This window comes from Snodgrassella alvi (genome assembly GCF_002777855.1).
Taxonomy (GTDB): domain Bacteria; phylum Pseudomonadota; class Gammaproteobacteria; order Burkholderiales; family Neisseriaceae; genus Snodgrassella; species Snodgrassella alvi_E.
The window spans coordinates 214198-230081 of sequence record NZ_MEIK01000040.1; the positions used below are offsets into that span (position 1 = coordinate 214198).

The 15884-nt window shown below is 41.4% G+C and carries 15 protein-coding genes and 2 tRNA genes; 14 read left to right on the forward strand and 3 right to left on the reverse strand.

The window, feature by feature from the left end:
- Positions 1–174 precede the first annotated feature (174 nt).
- The 12 genes from BHC43_RS10000 to BHC43_RS10055 all read left to right on the forward strand — a co-directional run bounded on the left by BHC43_RS10000 (position 175) and on the right by BHC43_RS10055 (position 12130).
- Positions 175–1137 (forward strand): PhoH family protein, encoded by a 963-nt coding sequence (locus tag BHC43_RS10000; RefSeq protein WP_100151767.1) that lies wholly within the window; start codon positions 175–177, stop codon positions 1135–1137.
- Positions 1138–1146: 9 nt separating this feature from the next.
- Positions 1147–1986: an SDR family NAD(P)-dependent oxidoreductase gene (locus tag BHC43_RS10005; protein ID WP_100157290.1), complete on the forward strand. Its 840-nt coding sequence runs from the start codon at positions 1147–1149 to the stop codon at positions 1984–1986.
- A gap of 60 nt (positions 1987–2046) precedes the next feature.
- On the forward strand, positions 2047–2667 hold the full coding sequence (gene acuR, locus BHC43_RS10010; protein ID WP_100157291.1) for an acrylate utilization transcriptional regulator AcuR: 621 nt from the start codon (positions 2047–2049) through the stop codon (positions 2665–2667).
- 151 nt (positions 2668–2818) lie between these two features.
- Positions 2819–3811: an acrylyl-CoA reductase (NADPH) gene (gene acuI / locus BHC43_RS10015; protein WP_100157292.1), complete on the forward strand. Its 993-nt coding sequence runs from the start codon at positions 2819–2821 to the stop codon at positions 3809–3811.
- Positions 3812–3961: 150 nt separating this feature from the next.
- On the forward strand, positions 3962–4570 hold the full coding sequence (locus BHC43_RS10020; RefSeq protein WP_100157293.1) for a Maf family protein: 609 nt from the start codon (positions 3962–3964) through the stop codon (positions 4568–4570).
- A gap of 23 nt (positions 4571–4593) precedes the next feature.
- Complete coding sequence (locus tag BHC43_RS10025; RefSeq protein WP_100140436.1) at positions 4594–4836, forward strand: hypothetical protein; 243 nt, start codon at positions 4594–4596, stop codon at positions 4834–4836.
- Positions 4837–5097: 261 nt separating this feature from the next.
- Positions 5098–5721 carry a LexA family protein gene (locus BHC43_RS10030; protein ID WP_100157294.1) on the forward strand — a complete coding sequence of 208 codons (624 nt, stop codon included), beginning with the start codon at positions 5098–5100 and terminating at the stop codon, positions 5719–5721.
- Positions 5722–5731: 10 nt separating this feature from the next.
- Positions 5732–7123 carry a 3'-5' exonuclease family protein gene (locus BHC43_RS10035; protein WP_100157295.1) on the forward strand — a complete coding sequence of 464 codons (1392 nt, stop codon included), beginning with the start codon at positions 5732–5734 and terminating at the stop codon, positions 7121–7123.
- Entirely contained in the window at positions 7107–8375 is a 1269-nt protein-coding gene (locus BHC43_RS10040) for a Y-family DNA polymerase (RefSeq protein ID WP_100157296.1), read from the forward strand. Before BHC43_RS10035 ends, BHC43_RS10040 begins: the two co-directional genes overlap by 17 nt.
- Before the next feature lie 751 nt (positions 8376–9126).
- Entirely contained in the window at positions 9127–9672 is a 546-nt protein-coding gene (locus tag BHC43_RS10045) for a cysteine hydrolase family protein (RefSeq protein ID WP_100157297.1), read from the forward strand.
- Between the two features lie 233 nt (positions 9673–9905).
- The gene (locus tag BHC43_RS10050) at positions 9906–11228 is read left to right on the forward strand and encodes a hypothetical protein (RefSeq protein WP_100151776.1); all 1323 of its coding nucleotides are present in this window, start codon (positions 9906–9908) and stop codon (positions 11226–11228) included.
- The gene (locus BHC43_RS10055) at positions 11225–12130 is read left to right on the forward strand and encodes a glycosyltransferase family 2 protein (protein WP_100151777.1); all 906 of its coding nucleotides are present in this window, start codon (positions 11225–11227) and stop codon (positions 12128–12130) included. Before BHC43_RS10050 ends, BHC43_RS10055 begins: the two co-directional genes overlap by 4 nt.
- A gap of 710 nt (positions 12131–12840) precedes the next feature.
- Here the strand turns inward: BHC43_RS10055 and BHC43_RS10060 are convergent.
- The 3 genes from BHC43_RS10060 to BHC43_RS10070 form a co-directional block, all read right to left on the reverse strand.
- Positions 12841–12916 (reverse strand) — tRNA-Lys (locus BHC43_RS10060).
- A 2-nt stretch (positions 12917–12918) separates the two neighbouring features.
- Positions 12919–12994, reverse strand: a tRNA-Asn gene (locus BHC43_RS10065).
- Between the two features lie 600 nt (positions 12995–13594).
- A complete protein-coding gene (locus BHC43_RS10070; RefSeq protein ID WP_100157298.1) occupies positions 13595–14365 on the reverse strand; it encodes an exodeoxyribonuclease III in 771 nt (256 codons plus the stop codon).
- 74 nt (positions 14366–14439) lie between these two features.
- Here BHC43_RS10070 and pyrE point away from each other — a divergent pair, with 74 nt between their 5' ends.
- A complete protein-coding gene (gene pyrE / locus BHC43_RS10075; RefSeq protein WP_100140445.1) occupies positions 14440–15078 on the forward strand; it encodes an orotate phosphoribosyltransferase in 639 nt (212 codons plus the stop codon).
- 90 nt (positions 15079–15168) lie between these two features.
- A complete protein-coding gene (locus BHC43_RS10080) occupies positions 15169–15738 on the forward strand; it encodes a DedA family protein (RefSeq protein WP_100157299.1) in 570 nt (189 codons plus the stop codon).
- The last annotated feature ends 146 nt before the right edge of the window (positions 15739–15884 follow it).

Consider the following 15884-nt stretch of genomic DNA (forward strand, 5'->3'; position numbering starts at 1 on the left):
TACCGCCACAATCTATACCAAGTACTGTCCGCAGGCAAGGCCAATCAGCCATTTTTAAATAGCCAATTAACAATTCAGCCCCTGTAACAGCAATTATTATAATCATCAAGCCACCCTTGCTTTCGACCTGCTTGACTACATATTAAAAATTGTTCAATTGTATTAAGTCTAACCATGAGTCAAACCAGCCATTACCAGCTCGAATCCATAGATAACACCGCCTTGCAACGCCTGTGTGGCGTTCTGGATCAACATATTGCCAGTCTGGGCAAAGCACTGAATCTGGAAATTACCCGCCGCTTTGACCATTTCACTTTAACCGGCACTCAAATCACACAAGGAATCAACGCATTGGAGAGTCTAGCCACGATTGCACGCCAACGCGACCTAAATGACAGCGATATCCAGCTGGCTGCTGTAGAGGCCAAAACCACCACCCAGCCTGAAACCAATCACCAAGAACCCAAAACTTGGACCCTGCGTACTCGCCGCGGTAACATTGGCGGCCGTACCCCGCGGCAGAACGGCTACATACAGGCCTTATTAAAACACGATGTAGTATTCGGATTAGGTCCTGCAGGTACCGGTAAAACCTATCTGGCAGTAGCAGCAGCTGTCGATGCCATCGAAAAACATCAAGTAGAACGAATTGTACTGGTACGGCCTGCCGTAGAAGCAGGTGAAAAGCTCGGTTTTCTGCCCGGTGATCTGACACAGAAAGTCGATCCCTATCTGCGCCCCTTATATGATGCTCTTTACGACCTAATGGGCTTTGACCGCGTCACTAAACTACTTGAAAAAGGCTTGATTGAAATTGCTCCTCTCGCTTATATGCGCGGGCGTACACTAAACGGAGCTTACATCATTCTGGACGAAGCACAAAACACCACACCGGAACAGATGAAAATGTTTCTTACCCGTATTGGATTTGGTGCCAAGGCTGCTATAACCGGTGATACCAGCCAAATTGATTTACCTAAAAATATCAAAAGCGGCCTGAAAGATGCCCGTGAAAAGCTCAGCAACATTGACGGTATTTATTTTCATGTATTCACCAGTGAAGATGTCGTACGCCATCCATTGGTACAGAAAATTGTCGATGCCTACGAAGCCGCTGCGGAAAACGAACTCCGATAAGGTCATCACATGCAAAAAAACATTTTGATTACCGGCTGCTCCAGTGGCATTGGCTACGCCACCGCCAAATTATTACGCCAAGACAACTGGCGAGTTTATACCAGTTGCCGTAGCGCTGAAGATGTTGCACGTTTACGTGCAGAAGGTTTTCACTGCCTCCAGCTGGATATTACCAGCGATGAACAAATACAAACCGCTTTTGATACAGTACTGAGTGAATTCGGCCATCTGGATGCGCTATTTTGCAATGCTGGCTACGGACAAACTGGTGCCGCTGAGGACATCAGCCGCACAGCTTTGCATGAACAGTTTAATACCAATGTATTCGGTACATGGCAATGCATCAATGCTGCCATGAAAATATTTCGGCGTCAGCAATACGGCCGTATACTGGTTAATTCCAGCATACTTGGATATGCCGCTATGCCGTGGCGTAGTGCCTACAACAGCTCTAAATTTGCCTTGGAAGGACTATGCGATACTCTACGCTTGGAAACCCATGCGAGCGGTATTTATATCAGCCTTCTCGAACCCGGACCTATAGCCACACGTTTTCGACCCAATGCGCTGGTTAAATTCAAACAGTACATTGATGTAGAGAATAGCGTTCATCGTTCTGCCTATCAGGCTCAACTTAACCGCTTGCAAGCTACAAGCAGCGTCGCTCCCTTTACATTAACGGCTGAGCAATGTGCCAGCGTTTGTGCGCGCGCCCTGAATGCCCACAAACCTAAAGCTCGCTATCCGGTTACCGTACCGTCACATCTTTTCTGGTATTTAAAAAAATTTTTTCCTATCACGTGGCTGGACTGGCTTTGTCGTAAAGCCGTCAGTAAACAGGGAAAGTAACAGCTCTTCAATCTGCCTGAAACAGGCCATACCAAAAATTCAGAACAACACAATAGTACGATGACAGAACCAGCTACAACGCCAACGTTATCCCGTAAAGGCCGTAATACCAAAATTGCGCTTATCCGCAGCGGCGTGGAAGCCATGACCACATACGGCTACAACAGTGCAAATATTGAAAGCATACTTAAAAAAGTAGGCGTCCCCAAAGGCTCTTTTTATTATTATTTTAAAAGCAAAGAAGAATTTGGCTATGCCATACTTGATTACTACAACAGTTTTTTTACCAAAAAACTACAACAGCATTTACTCAACGAAAACATTTCTTCTGCATTAGTCAGAATCAAAGCATTCTGTACAGATGCCAGAAACAGCATGTCTGAATACCATTTCAACCGCGGCTGCCTAGTTGGCGAACTAATGCAGGACGAATGCTTGCTTCCGCCGGATTACCCCGCTTTACTCAGCAATATTTTACACAACTGGCAGCACCTCATCGCCAGCTGCTTACGGTTGGCCCAGCAGCAACATGAAATAAACCAGCAAACAGATTGCAACCAACTGGCGTGTTTCTTTTGGCTAGGTTGGGAAGGAGCAGTCAGCCGAGCCAAACTGCTGAAAAGTGCCACACCACTAGACACATTTACCCAACAGTTTTTCAATTTAATCAAATCCGCCTAACTCACCCCAGCTGCCAGCCACATTAGCTACTTCAACACGTCTTTTTCGCTTTAACCAAACCAACCGCATTGACCAATTGCTCATTACTGACAACCAGCCTATAATCAAAATTAGACCATCCGTCTAGTTACCCCCTAAAAGGCATAATGTCATGTTATCCAAGGCCATATTCTTAGAAAAAACTGAAAACGATTTTTCCTGTAGCATCCAACAAATCAGAGAAGAAAATCTGCTACAACAAACAGGCGATACCCTGATACAAATTCAGTTTTCTAGTCTGAACTATAAAGATGCTCTGGCCATCACTAATAGCGGCCCCATAGTAAGGCAATGGCCGATGGTACCCGGCATAGACGGTGCCGGTACCATTATTCGCAGCAGCAGCGAGCACTTTAAAGCTGGAGATCGCGTCATCTTAAACGGCTGGGGCTGTGGCGAAACCCATTGGGGCTGTCTGAGTCAGTATGCCTATCTTAAATCAGACTGGCTTATCCCCTTACCAGCCGGCTTAAGCACCCAGCAAGCCATGATGATCGGTACGGCCGGATATACAGCCGCCCTTTGTGTTCAACGCATCATCAAACATGGCATTACTCCAGAACATGGCAACATTCTTATTACTGGTGCCACAGGAGGTGTCGGTTCCGTTGCCATTATGTTACTGGCTCAATTAGGCTATACCCTCACCGCTGCTACCAGCAAAATCAGTAACACCGATTATTTGCAACAACTAGGCGTACACCACTTCATTGACAGTAAAACACTAGCCAATGCAGAAAAACCATTACAAAAACAACAATGGGCAGCTGCTATAGATGTACTCGGTTCACACAGCTTGGCTAACATCTGTTCCCAGACCCAATATGGCGGTATCGTCACCGCATGCGGTCTGGCTCAGGGCATGGATTTACCGGCCACAGTAGCCCCTTTCATACTTAGAGGCATTACTCTAGCCGGTATCGACAGCGTTATGGCACCTTACTCTCAACGCATAGCAGCATGGGATTTTCTGGCCAAACATCTGAATACACAGCAACTACAGCACATTGCCCACACTATCAGCCTGAATGAGTGCCCTGAAACCGCTCAAGACATCATTAAAGGCAAAATCAGAGGTCGGTTTATCGTTGATGTAAACCTCTAACCAGACAAAACCAGCCCGCTGCTCGTAACTGGATCTAGACCAAAATCCAGCCGCACCGATATCCAGAGAAAAAACCATTTTGCGTAAGGCAATGCTAAAATAACCACAATCAACCGATAACATACACACCCAACACACCATTCCTTATCAATGAACCCGCCTACCGTCTACCTTGCTTCCGGCAGCCCCCGTCGGTATGAAATCCTCACCAATCTTGGCTACCATGTATTGCGGTTGCCCGCAGAGATTGATGAAACGCCCTACCCAGACGAAAACGCCACTAAATATGTGCAGCGCATGGCACGTATGAAAAACAGCGCAGCACTCAGTACATGGCACCAGACACAGCAACAGCCACCGGAATTTCCGCTGATCAGCGCCGACACCACCGTTAGCCTGAATAACCTCATTCTGGGCAAACCAGTCAACACCGACGATGCGGCACGCATGCTCAAACTACTTTCAGGCTGCCAGCATCAGGTACATACCGCCGTTTCCATCTACTGGCACAACCAAACCCTACACAGCCTGCAAACCAGCACTGTACACTTTGCACCCTTACAGGATGAACAGATTACTGCTTACATTGCCAGCGGTGAACCACTGGACAAAGCCGGAGCCTATGGCATCCAAGGGCTGGGCGGAATGCTGGTTCAGCACATTAGCGGCAGCTTTACCGGCATCATGGGCTTACCCGTTTATGAAACCACCCAGCTACTCAACCAATGCGGCTGCACTCCACTTACCAATCCAGATTAATCCACACAATATCTATATCCATCATGAAAATACTGCCTTTACTACCTATTTTCGCCATTACCAGCCTAGCTGCCTGCTCACACCATGAAAATTATCGCAGCGCCAGTGAAGCTGCAGCCATCACTGCCTCCGATGTCCAAAACGCTCATCTTGAAGCTACCACTACCCTCGACCGGATTGCTGATGAAACTGCCTCAGATAGCATTATCCCATCAACCTCTGTCAATTCTTCCCGACCAGCCTCTATACCTCAGCAACCAAACTAGACAACTCCCAGCTATACTTACCCACCTAAAATTATCCAAACGCATATTGACTGCGCAACGATCTCACCCATTCACCTGCAATTAATAACAATGATTCAGAATAATCAAAAAATCACAAAACCGGTTAGCTTACATCAACAGAAGTAATATCCAACCGCATAACCCACATAAAAACAAATCATTATCAGCAAGCTACAGCTAGATACAATTGACGCAGAAAAATCACAATCCTACCATTCTTGATTAAATAACTTAATCAAGATGAGCATATTAGTGGTTGATACAACAGCAAAATCCAACACACACGGTGGTAGCAGAACCGGCGCTGGGCGCAAAGCCAGAATTGCCGGACCAAAAATAGTTAAACGCATCCCCGTCAGCCTAATACCAACAGTAGAGCACCTGATTGATCAGCTGGCTGACAGTCCATTACAACCAGCACAACATCTACCACTCGACTGCTGGAAAATAGCCAGCGACCTCAGCCAGCTCAACATCCCGCTGGCCACAGAAACCATTCCTGCCGGCTTCCCCAGCCCGGCAGAACCATACATCAGCGACTATCTGGATTTCAACCAGTACCTAATCAAAAATCAGGCCGCTACCATTGCCGTACGCTGCGGCGGAGACTCCATGCACGATGCCGGCATCAGTCGTGACGACCTACTAATCATCGACCGCTCCCTCACCCCTAAACACCGCGACATTGTCATGGCCGATTTAGGTAACGAATTCACCATCAAACGCCTATACAGACTCGACAACGGCAACGTCGAACTGCATTCCGAAAACAGCAGTCAATCCTATCCTAACTTCAGCTTTAGCGAAGGAGACACCCTCGCCATCGTCGGCGTCGTCACCTATGTCATCAAACACGTCCGCTAACCCATAAACCATGTACTCAGACCAGCAACTAGCCTTTGTCGACATCGAAACCACCGGTGGTCGCACCACCAGCGACCGCATAACCGAAATCGCTGTCGTCTATACTGAAGCCGGCCAACAGCAGCTCTTCCATACCCTGCTTAATCCCGGCACCAGCATTCCGCCTTTTATTCAAGCACTCACCGGCATCAGCAACCAAATGGTAGAACAGGCACCATACTTCAATAACGAAATTGCCAGCCAGCTTGCCGCCATCTTCAAAGATCGCATCTTCGTTGCCCACAACGTACGCTTTGATTACGGCTTCATCAAAGCCGCTTTCAAGCGACTCGGCCAGACCTTTAATCCGCAGCAACTGTGTACCGTCAAACTGTCACGCCTGCTCTATCCCGAACACAAACATCACGGCCTAGACAAAATCATTGCCCGCCACAAAATCGACATGCACAACCGTCACCGTGCCTTTGCCGATGCCCGAGCCATCTACGACTTCTGGCAGCAACTCAAACACAACTTTTCCGCCGACACCCTGCAACAGGCCTGCAAAACCATCATGCAGCGTCCCAGTCTGCCCGCCCACCTCAACAGCGACGTCCTGAAAAACATCAGCGACGACTACGGCGTCTATCTCATATACGGCGACAACGACCTGCCCCTGTATATAGGCAAGAGCAAACAAGTTAAAACTCGTCTGCTGAGCCACTTCAACCAGGATGTGCACAACAGCAAAGAAATGAGCCTGTCACAACAGGCCAGAAAAATAGACATCATCCCCTGTAGCGGCGAACTGGATGCCTTGCTAACCGAATCAGCACAAATCAAACAGCGCCAACCCATCCTTAACCGCCGCCTGCGCCGCCAAAAAGACCTGTTTAGCTTCAGGGTCGACACCAATGCGCACGGCTACAATACCCTGAGTATCGTCCCCATGCGCCATGTTCTACTTAACCAGCAACAGCGCTACTACGGCCTGTTTCACAGTAAAAGCGATGCCCAGAAAACCATCAACAGCACCATCAGCAGCACCGACCTGTGCCTACAAACCCTCGGTATCGAAAAAGGCAGCAGCAACCGCCCCTGTTTCCGCCACCAGCTACACCAGTGCAGCGGCGCCTGTGTCCACAAAATCAGCGCCGACATGCACAACCTCAAACTGGCATTGGCCTTACAAAAAATCAAACTGGCCGCTTGGCCATTTAATCACTACGCCTACGTCAAAGAAAAACAGAAATACCACATCTTTCACCACTGGATTTATCTGGGTAGCGCCAGCAATAGCGACGAACTGCATACCATCCTCAATCAACCACAAGGCCAGCTGGATCGCGACGTCTACCAGATCATCCAGCAACACAAACACCGCCTGCAAACCCTGAATCCCGCCCATGTTTGCCCTGATTGACGGCAATAACTTCTATTGCTCCTGCGAAAGAGCTTACCGCCCTGAGCTCAGACAACAGCCCATCATCGTACTCAGTAACAACGACGGCTGCGTCATCTCACGTTCCAACGAAGCCAAAGACATGGGCATCAAAATGGGCGTACCCTACTTCCAGATTCAGCACCTCGTACAGCAAGGCAAACTAACTGTTTTTTCCTCCAACTACGAACTGTATGCCGACCTGTCACGGCGCATGATGAGCACCATCGCTTCCCTTGTGCCCGCCATCGAAATCTACTCCATCGACGAATGCTTTGCCGACCTGCAAGGACTAAGCAACCTGCACCAGATTGGACACAACATCCGCAACCGCATCCAGCAATGGGTTGGCATACCCACCTGCGTCGGCATTGCCCCCACCCGAACACTGGCCAAATTCTGCAATCATCTGGCCAAACGCCACCGCAACCATTTCAACGGCGTTGTCGTCTGGACAGACTGGCACCACACCATCCAGCAACGCGCCCTCGCCAGCGAGCCCGTTACCGAAATCTGGGGTATCGGCCGCCGAATCGGCCAGAAACTGGCAGCACAAGGCATCCACACCGCCCTCGACTTCATCAACGCCCACACCCCCACCCTGCGCAAACAATTTGGCGTCGTACTCGAACGCACCCAGCGCGAAATGCAGGGTATCCCCTGTAGCGAACTCATTATTGAAGAAGCCAACCGCCAGAATATCGTACGCAGCCGCAGCTTCGGCAGAATGGTCACCAGCCTCGAAGGCCTGCAAGCAGCCATCAGCCACCACATCACCGCTGGCGCCGCCAAACTGCGCGAACAGCATAGTCAGGCACATATCATCGGCGTATTTATCTACACCAACCGCTTTCGCCACGACCTGCCACAATACAACGGCTACCAGTTCATCAAACTGCCACAGGCCAGCGCCGACACCATCACCCTGAATCGCATCGCCCAGAATTTACTGCGCCGCATCTACCGCCCCGGCTATGAATACAAAAAATGCGGCATCGAACTAGGCGGCATCGAACCAACACATAACTTCCAACAACTGGATTTACTCTGCCCCAGCCAACACAACCACCGCCCCGAACTGATGGCCGCATGGGACAACATCACCAACCACTACGGCCGCAGCAGCATCCAACTGGGCAGCGAACTGCAATCCAACCACTGGCTCATGACCCGTGCCCAGCTCAGCCCTTGCTACACCACTCAGATAACTGACTTAGCTGTAATCACCAGTTAAAAATACACATGAATTAAACCATAGTAAGTTTTTTATATAAAAATAATTAAATATCAGCTTATCTAGCAATACAGCAATAATTTATCTAAACAAATTCTATAACTGGGAAATCTGTGCAATAAATGCCTTTTAAATTTAGCTAATCTGGAACCTTCTATTTTTTGTTTCACACTCCCTGAGCATCAGAATCCACCATCCCGCATTCTAAAAAATTTCCAGATTTTTTTATTCCGTTAAATATTCATCTCAATTTTCTAGTCCAGAAATCTTGATTCATTAAGAAAAAGAAGAATAAGTACAACATACTAATACCAAAAACATTCAGGTACGAAAAATCACAGTTTTTCCGGATCAGAAAACAATATCCGGTTTACTTGACAAGACAAACGCATAACACATGAGTCAAGAAGCATTTTCTACAACTATTTATTTACACACCAAAATTTCCAGTTCGGTATTATGCCCTGATGTGTGACAAATAAAAGGAGTGCTTAACGAGAGAGTGAACAGCCATAGCTAAACAGTATTAATAAAATTTAAATACCCCCACTTAATAACAGAAGCCAACAAACCGTCTTAATTCCTACATTAAAAGATATTGAAACAGTCACAACAGCTTATAAAATGAGTCTATTTTCTACAGACTTCTTCTAAGCAGAAAAGTATTTAATATTATTGCTTGTAAAAAATCAGAAGAGTTATTATTTGATCTTATGAGACATCATCAACAACCACAATCTAAACATCATATATGAAAGCCCTGATTTCAATCGATTACACCAATGACTTTATCGCAACAGACGGCGCGCTTACAACTGGAAAAGCCGGACAATCAATTGAAAACGCGATGGTAAATTTAACCAAAACCTTTATTGAACAGGGGGAATTCGTAGTATTTGCCATAGATGCGCATCAGGCAGATGATAATTATCACCCTGAAAACAGACTTTTTCCGCCACATAATATCATCGGTACTCAGGGGCAAGAATTGTATGGCTTACTTAAACAACTATACATACAAAATCAAACTAACCCACAAGTATACTGGCTAAATAAACGTCATTATTCTGCATTCAGCGGCACTGATCTGGATATACGCTTGCGTGAAAGAAATATTACCGAAATACATTTAACCGGTGTATGCACCGATATATGTGTCCTACATACCGCCGTCGATGCCTATAATCTGAACTATAAAATAGTCATACATCAGAGTGCCGTTGCCAGCTTCGATTCTATCGGTCATGAGTGGGCAATAAAACATTTTCAAAACACTTTAGGTGCAACTATTGTATGATGATTTAATTTTGATAACTGAAATTAAAAGGAATAAACTAATATATTTCTAAAATAAGAGAAAATTATAACAATACTATTAAGTATAAGTGATGAAACTAATAAATCTGTATAATTATATAATGTATTGTTTTATACATATGGACATATATTAATTTTTAACTTAATCTATTATTTATTGGCAATTAGTATTTAATTATTTTAGTAACACTAAGATAATAAGGAAAACAGGATTTGAACAAATATAATTTACATCTATTAATTATATCCATATTTTTAATACCATTATCTATCTATTTAGTTTATCCAGGCATAATATATGGCGACACATATAATCAATATTATCAAGCGTTGACCAATAACTATGAAGATTGGCACCCTCCAATATTAAGCCATATATGGCGCATTCTGTTAATTACAACAGGTACTAAGTATTCTTTATATGCTATATTAATTATTATCAATAGTCTTTCACTGGTATTATTATTATCAAACTTAAAAAAAAGGTACGTTGTACTACTTTATTTAATTTTATATTTTTCACCTTTATTTTTTAGTTATTTTGGCTGGGTTTATAAAGACTTTTTTCTTGCAACATTAATATTATTGATTAGTGGACTATTACCAATATATCTAAAGCATAAAAATATAATATTTAGAATTATATTAATCCTTTTGTTAATCTTCACCTCTCTTTTTAGAGCAAATGCAGCTTTCATAACTGCTCCAATAATAATGTATTTAGCTTTTTCCAATTGGAATAAAAAAATCATATGTTATTCTGTTTTATTATCTATTTTATTAGTTTTAGTTCAAAGTCCAATAAACCATACAATACTTAAAGCACATAAAAATTATCCAATAATATCCCTAAAAGTATTTGATATTTCAGGAATATCTCATTTTAGCAAAATAAATTACTTTCCTATTGGTCTTTCAGATCATGAGAAAGATATGGTACTGGGAAAATGTTATTCGTCAGAATTATGGGATAACTATGCAGGATGGGGAAAATGTAGTTTTCTTCTCAACAAATTAAATAGTGGTAATAATATAAAATCTGTCAATGAGTTACTGACAAAACAATGGATAGCTTCTATTAAGAAACATCCATATTATTATATTAAGCATCGTATCAGTCATTTTATAATATTTCTCACAAACCATAATTCATATGGATATGGTTTAGATTTGGGCTTTTACGATGCTAGCAAAGATAACGAAAAAACTTATGAACCTAAATCCCAAAAATTTGAATCCATTTATAAAAAAATATTTTTGAATAAAAATAGCTTATTCTCCTATACGCTTAGTGGTCTTCCATGGCTATTAGTCTTAATCATATTATTTATAAAAACATTTAAGAAAAATTTTGATTTTAATTCACAACACTATAAATTGATTAATTGTCTTTGCTTTTCCGGTATTTTTTATATAGGAATGTATTTGTTTATTGGTGTTGCCAGTGATTTAAGATATTTATTACCATCTCAGTATTTAGGCATAGCAGCAATAATATATTTTTATACTTATAAAATAAAGGATACTAAGAAATGAATGTGGCAGTCTTAATACCATGTTATAACGAAGCCATTACTATTGAAAAAGTTATAAATGATTTTCGTAAGGCCGTCCCCAACTCAACTATTTATGTTTATGATAACAATTCATCTGATGGGACAAAAGAAATTGCAAAAAATACTGGAGCCTTGGTTAAAGAAGAATATATTCAAGGAAAAGGAGCTGTAATCAGAAAAATGTTCGTAGATATTGATGCGGACTACTATATCATGGTTGACGGTGATGATACATATGATGCCCAAATAGCGCCAAAAATGTTGGAATTAGCTATACAAAACAACTATGATTTAGTTAATGCTATTAGAATAGAAACTGAAAATAATGCTTATAGGTCAGGTCATAAACTTGGTAATAAAGTAATCACGGGAGCAGTAAAAATATTATTTGGCAATCGAGTTCATGATATGCTATCAGGATATAAAATTTTTTCTAAGCGATTTGTAAAGTCATTTCCTGCAAATGAAAAAGGCTTTGCAATTGAAACTGAAATAGCCATACATGCTCTCCAATTGAATGTAGCTATTGGACATATTGAAGCTCCTTATAAAGGAAGACCAGAAGGCTCTACGAGTAAATTAAATACCTACAAAGACGGTATGCGCATCTTAATGTTGATCATCAAATTATGTAAACATGAAAGGCCATTATTATTATTCGGTTTTATTTCAATTATATTCATAATAATATCGCTTATATTATTCACTCCAATTTTAATTAATTACTATAATACTGGTTTAGTTCCAAGATTTCCTACATTAATAACATCTATAGGAATTGGAATTGTAGGTATTATTACTTTCTTTTCTGGACTTATTTTAAATACAGTCACCAAAGGTATAAAAGAACTTAAATACTTGTGTTTTTTAAATGTTAAATAAATTATAAAATTTATAAATGCAATTAAAATTTAGGTAGCTTCTTAGCTACCTGAATAATAAGAATACACTTAATATAATTAAAAATTAAATATTATTCTTTAAATAAACTTAAACATTTATTAGAACAAACCTATCTATTTGCTTATTTTGTAAACATAGATCTAAATAATTATGATGAATGATAAAGTTAATACATAAAAAAAATTTATTTCTCTCAGTAGTAATACGATAAATTTCAATTAAATGCTTTTATCAAAAAATCAAACCAATATTTTTATTATTCCGATGTATATAGTACATTCAAACATTACTTATTCCAATATATTTTAAGAATAGCCTAACAATCAAATAATAGTATTTAATGTGAAATTTATATTATAAAACAATAATTTTTACGTGTTAGGTCAACTAAACACCCATATTTAAAATCAATCTAAATTAAATATATAATTATTTAAATCAATCAATGCAATCTAAAATATCTTCCGAAGACAATGACAAGAAATCAAAGTAAATTTTTTGTCCTAACAAAATTAGATAACTTTATACAATATTCATAAGTAATCTTCTTTAAAAAATATGAATATTTGCCGAATTACTGGCAACTGATCACAGTATAATTATTGATATACATAAGACATAATAAATAGAATTTTAAGAAGTAGAATTTGAAAACAAAAAAGCCAACATTAAATATGTTGGCAGTAATTTGGTGGGTCGTGAGCGATTCGAACGCTCGACCAACGGATTAAAAGTCCGCTGCTCTACCGACTGAGCTAACGACCCTTTGGCTCCCCGACCAGGGCTCGAACCTGGGACCTGCGGATTAACAGTCCGTCGCTCTACCGACTGAGCTATCAGGGAAAGGAAGAGCGAATTATAGGTGGCGTTGTGCACTTCGTCAACCCTTTCGTTCTAAATAGACATTATCTTTAATGCAAACCACTGGAAATAATATACATTTAATTTTTGAATTTCATAAAACGTGGGAAGTATTCATGTGTAAAAGCTGATGGATTAACTGAATGATTATTAAGTATGGTTTTAAAAATGTTCAGAAAGAAATTCAGCCAGTTTATGATGGCAGATTCCATATTTATACAGTACTGTTGTTTTAATATATTGAATTGATTTTGTTCAGAATAAAAGATTTTTGCCAAGCTGAAATTTTGGACAAATATAAAACCGGCTGTAACAATACGTTCTCAAAATCAGCAAAAATTAACTGTGGAATTCTGATACTCTATTGTGTGATAATTTTGCTATTTTTTTTGAAATTAATATGAATAGTCAGCAAAGCCGGTTCAGTAAAGGCAGAATACAATTTCTATATATGAGTTAATGTTCCAATTATTGGGACGTTAGATAACGATGCACTGAGACTAAACCAATTTTTCCTTTTTCAAGCCACACACATTTTACTCTCATAAATAACTAAACTTCTCGTATTCTATTATGCTAATACTATGGATAGGCGTAATCCACAATCAAAGGAGCATGGTCGGAATACTTAACATCTTTGTAGATGCTTGCTTGCTGCGCACAGGCTGCCAGATTTGGCGTGGCCAAATGATAGTCTATACGCCAGCCTACATCTTTTGCATAAGCCTGCCCTCTATTGCTCCACCATGTGTAGCCGGGTATTTCCGGATACAAGGTGCGCCAGATGTCGACCCAGCCCAGTTCATTAATTACTTGACTTAGCCACTGGCGCTCTTCCGGCAAGAAACCAGAATTCTTCAGATTACCCCGCCAGTTTTTTATATCAATATTTTGATGAGCTATATTCCAGTCACCGCAAATCAGAATATCTCGTTGTGATGTCTGCAAGTCTCGCATTATTGGCAGAAATTTATCCATAAAACAAAACTTAGCCTGCTGCCGCTCTTCTGAACTACTGCCAGAAGGCATATATAATGAAATAACTGTCAATTGACCAAAATCTGCACGCACGTATCGGCCTTCTTGGTCAAAATCCTCCCAACCTAATCCAATTTGAATAGCATCCGGCTGCTGTTTACTATATATAGCCACACCACTGTAACCTCGTTTAAGGGCGGTATGCCACGCCCCATGCATGCCCAGTGGATGCTTCATCTCTTCTGTCATATCAGCTTCCTGCGCCTTTAGTTCCTGTACACACACGATATCTGCCTGAGCCAGAACAAGATAGTCAATAAAACCTTTACTGGTGGCAGAACGTATTCCATTAACGTTGGCAGAAATGATGCGCATCCGCATGTCCTTTCGTTTGATGATAAAATTTAAGGCTTAAGTTTTTGTATTCCATTTTATCATTAAGGATAGTCATGTCTGATTTTCGTCAGGATTTTCTGCATTTTGCCTTGCAACAGAAGGTTTTAAAATTTGGCCAGTTTACTACTAAAGCGGGCAGACAAACGCCCTATTTTTTCAATGCCGGTCTCTTTAATGATGGCTATAGTATTTTGCATCTGGCACGGTTTTATGCTCGTTCTATTCTGGAAAGCAAAATTGAATTTGATATGCTGTTCGGACCAGCTTATAAAGGCATTATTCTGGCTGCGGCAACGGCGATGATGCTGGCTGAACAAGGACGTAATGTACCTTACGCATATAACCGTAAAGAAGCCAAAGATCATGGTGAAGGTGGTGTATTAGTCGGTGCACCTTTGCAGGGGCGCGTACTGATTATTGATGATGTCATTTCAGCTGGTACTTCGGTTCGTGAGTCGGTAACAATTATTCAGCGTGAAGGGGCAACTGCTGCCGGAGTAGCCATTGCACTGGACCGAATGGAAAAAGGCCAAGGTATGCAATCTGCTGTTCAGGAAGTACAGCAGCAATATCAGATTCCAGTGTTGGCTATCGCTACTCTGGATGATTTGCTGCGTCTACTGGAAAATGATTCAGCTTTGGCTAGTTTTCATCAACCGGTGACTGAATACAGACAGCAATATGGTGTGTAAAATTTGTCTGGTTCTAGCAAAAAGGATTGCATGAATGACTTATACAATCTTATGTTTACAATTTGATTATCTTTAGCTGGTATTGACCAGATGAATGTTGAACAATTACTTAGTCATTATGGCTATATGGCCATTTTTATTGGCAGTATTCTTGAAGGTGAAACCATTTTGACCTTGGCTGGCTTTTTTGTGCATAAGGGTTATCTGCTATTTTTACCTTCTATATTATGTGCTGCCGGTGGTGGTATGCTGGGAGACCAGTTATGTTTTTTTCTTGGTCGCTATTATGGTACGCGTCTAATACAACATTTTCCTAAATTGGATCCAATGGTACGGAAAACTGACCGACTTCTTTGTAAACATAGTTCATTGATTATTGTTGGGGTACGTTTTATGTATGGACTGCGGATCGCGGGTCCTATAGCCATTGGTATGAGCAAAGTACCTTTCCGCCGCTTTATTCTGCTTAATTTAATGGGCGCATTGATCTGGGCAACTATAATTGTGAGTTTCGGCTACGTATTCGGACAATCTGCACAGTGGTTGTTTACACAGTTTGAGCAATATACTGAAATTGCTTTAGTTGTTGCTCTGTTGATAGCTGCAGTCGTTTTGGCTGTTTATCTTTATATTAAACATCGGCACAGTAAACAAGACTGATTTATTTTTCGTTAAGCAGGTGTATGCAACCTATATAAAATGTTTAACTTAAATAATTGATTGATTCAAATTTTGTTTTTTTCAATATAAGTAAGTAAGAAAAAACCCGCTGATGCGGGTTTTTTCTTCTAAATTCAGATTCTAAA

Bases quoted from the DNA above. Each gene is read 5' to 3' on its own strand.
- BHC43_RS10000 (WP_100151767.1), top strand. From the start codon at position 175: ATGAGTCAAACCAGCCATTACCAGCTCGAATCCATAGATAACACCGCC.
- BHC43_RS10005 (WP_100157290.1), top strand. From the start codon at position 1,147: ATGCAAAAAAACATTTTGATTACCGGCTGCTCCAGTGGCATTGGCTAC.
- acuR (WP_100157291.1), top strand. From the start codon at position 2,047: ATGACAGAACCAGCTACAACGCCAACGTTATCCCGTAAAGGCCGTAAT.
- acuI (WP_100157292.1), top strand. From the start codon at position 2,819: ATGTTATCCAAGGCCATATTCTTAGAAAAAACTGAAAACGATTTTTCC.
- BHC43_RS10020 (WP_100157293.1), top strand. From the start codon at position 3,962: ATGAACCCGCCTACCGTCTACCTTGCTTCCGGCAGCCCCCGTCGGTAT.
- BHC43_RS10025 (WP_100140436.1), top strand. From the start codon at position 4,594: ATGAAAATACTGCCTTTACTACCTATTTTCGCCATTACCAGCCTAGCT.
- BHC43_RS10030 (WP_100157294.1), top strand. From the start codon at position 5,098: ATGAGCATATTAGTGGTTGATACAACAGCAAAATCCAACACACACGGT.
- BHC43_RS10035 (WP_100157295.1), top strand. From the start codon at position 5,732: ATGTACTCAGACCAGCAACTAGCCTTTGTCGACATCGAAACCACCGGT.
- BHC43_RS10040 (WP_100157296.1), top strand. From the start codon at position 7,107: ATGTTTGCCCTGATTGACGGCAATAACTTCTATTGCTCCTGCGAAAGA.
- BHC43_RS10045 (WP_100157297.1), top strand. From the start codon at position 9,127: ATGAAAGCCCTGATTTCAATCGATTACACCAATGACTTTATCGCAACA.
- BHC43_RS10055 (WP_100151777.1), top strand. From the start codon at position 11,225: ATGAATGTGGCAGTCTTAATACCATGTTATAACGAAGCCATTACTATT.
- BHC43_RS10070 (WP_100157298.1), bottom strand. From the start codon at position 14,365: ATGCGCATCATTTCTGCCAACGTTAATGGAATACGTTCTGCCACCAGT.
- pyrE (WP_100140445.1), top strand. From the start codon at position 14,440: ATGTCTGATTTTCGTCAGGATTTTCTGCATTTTGCCTTGCAACAGAAG.
- BHC43_RS10080 (WP_100157299.1), top strand. From the start codon at position 15,169: ATGAATGTTGAACAATTACTTAGTCATTATGGCTATATGGCCATTTTT.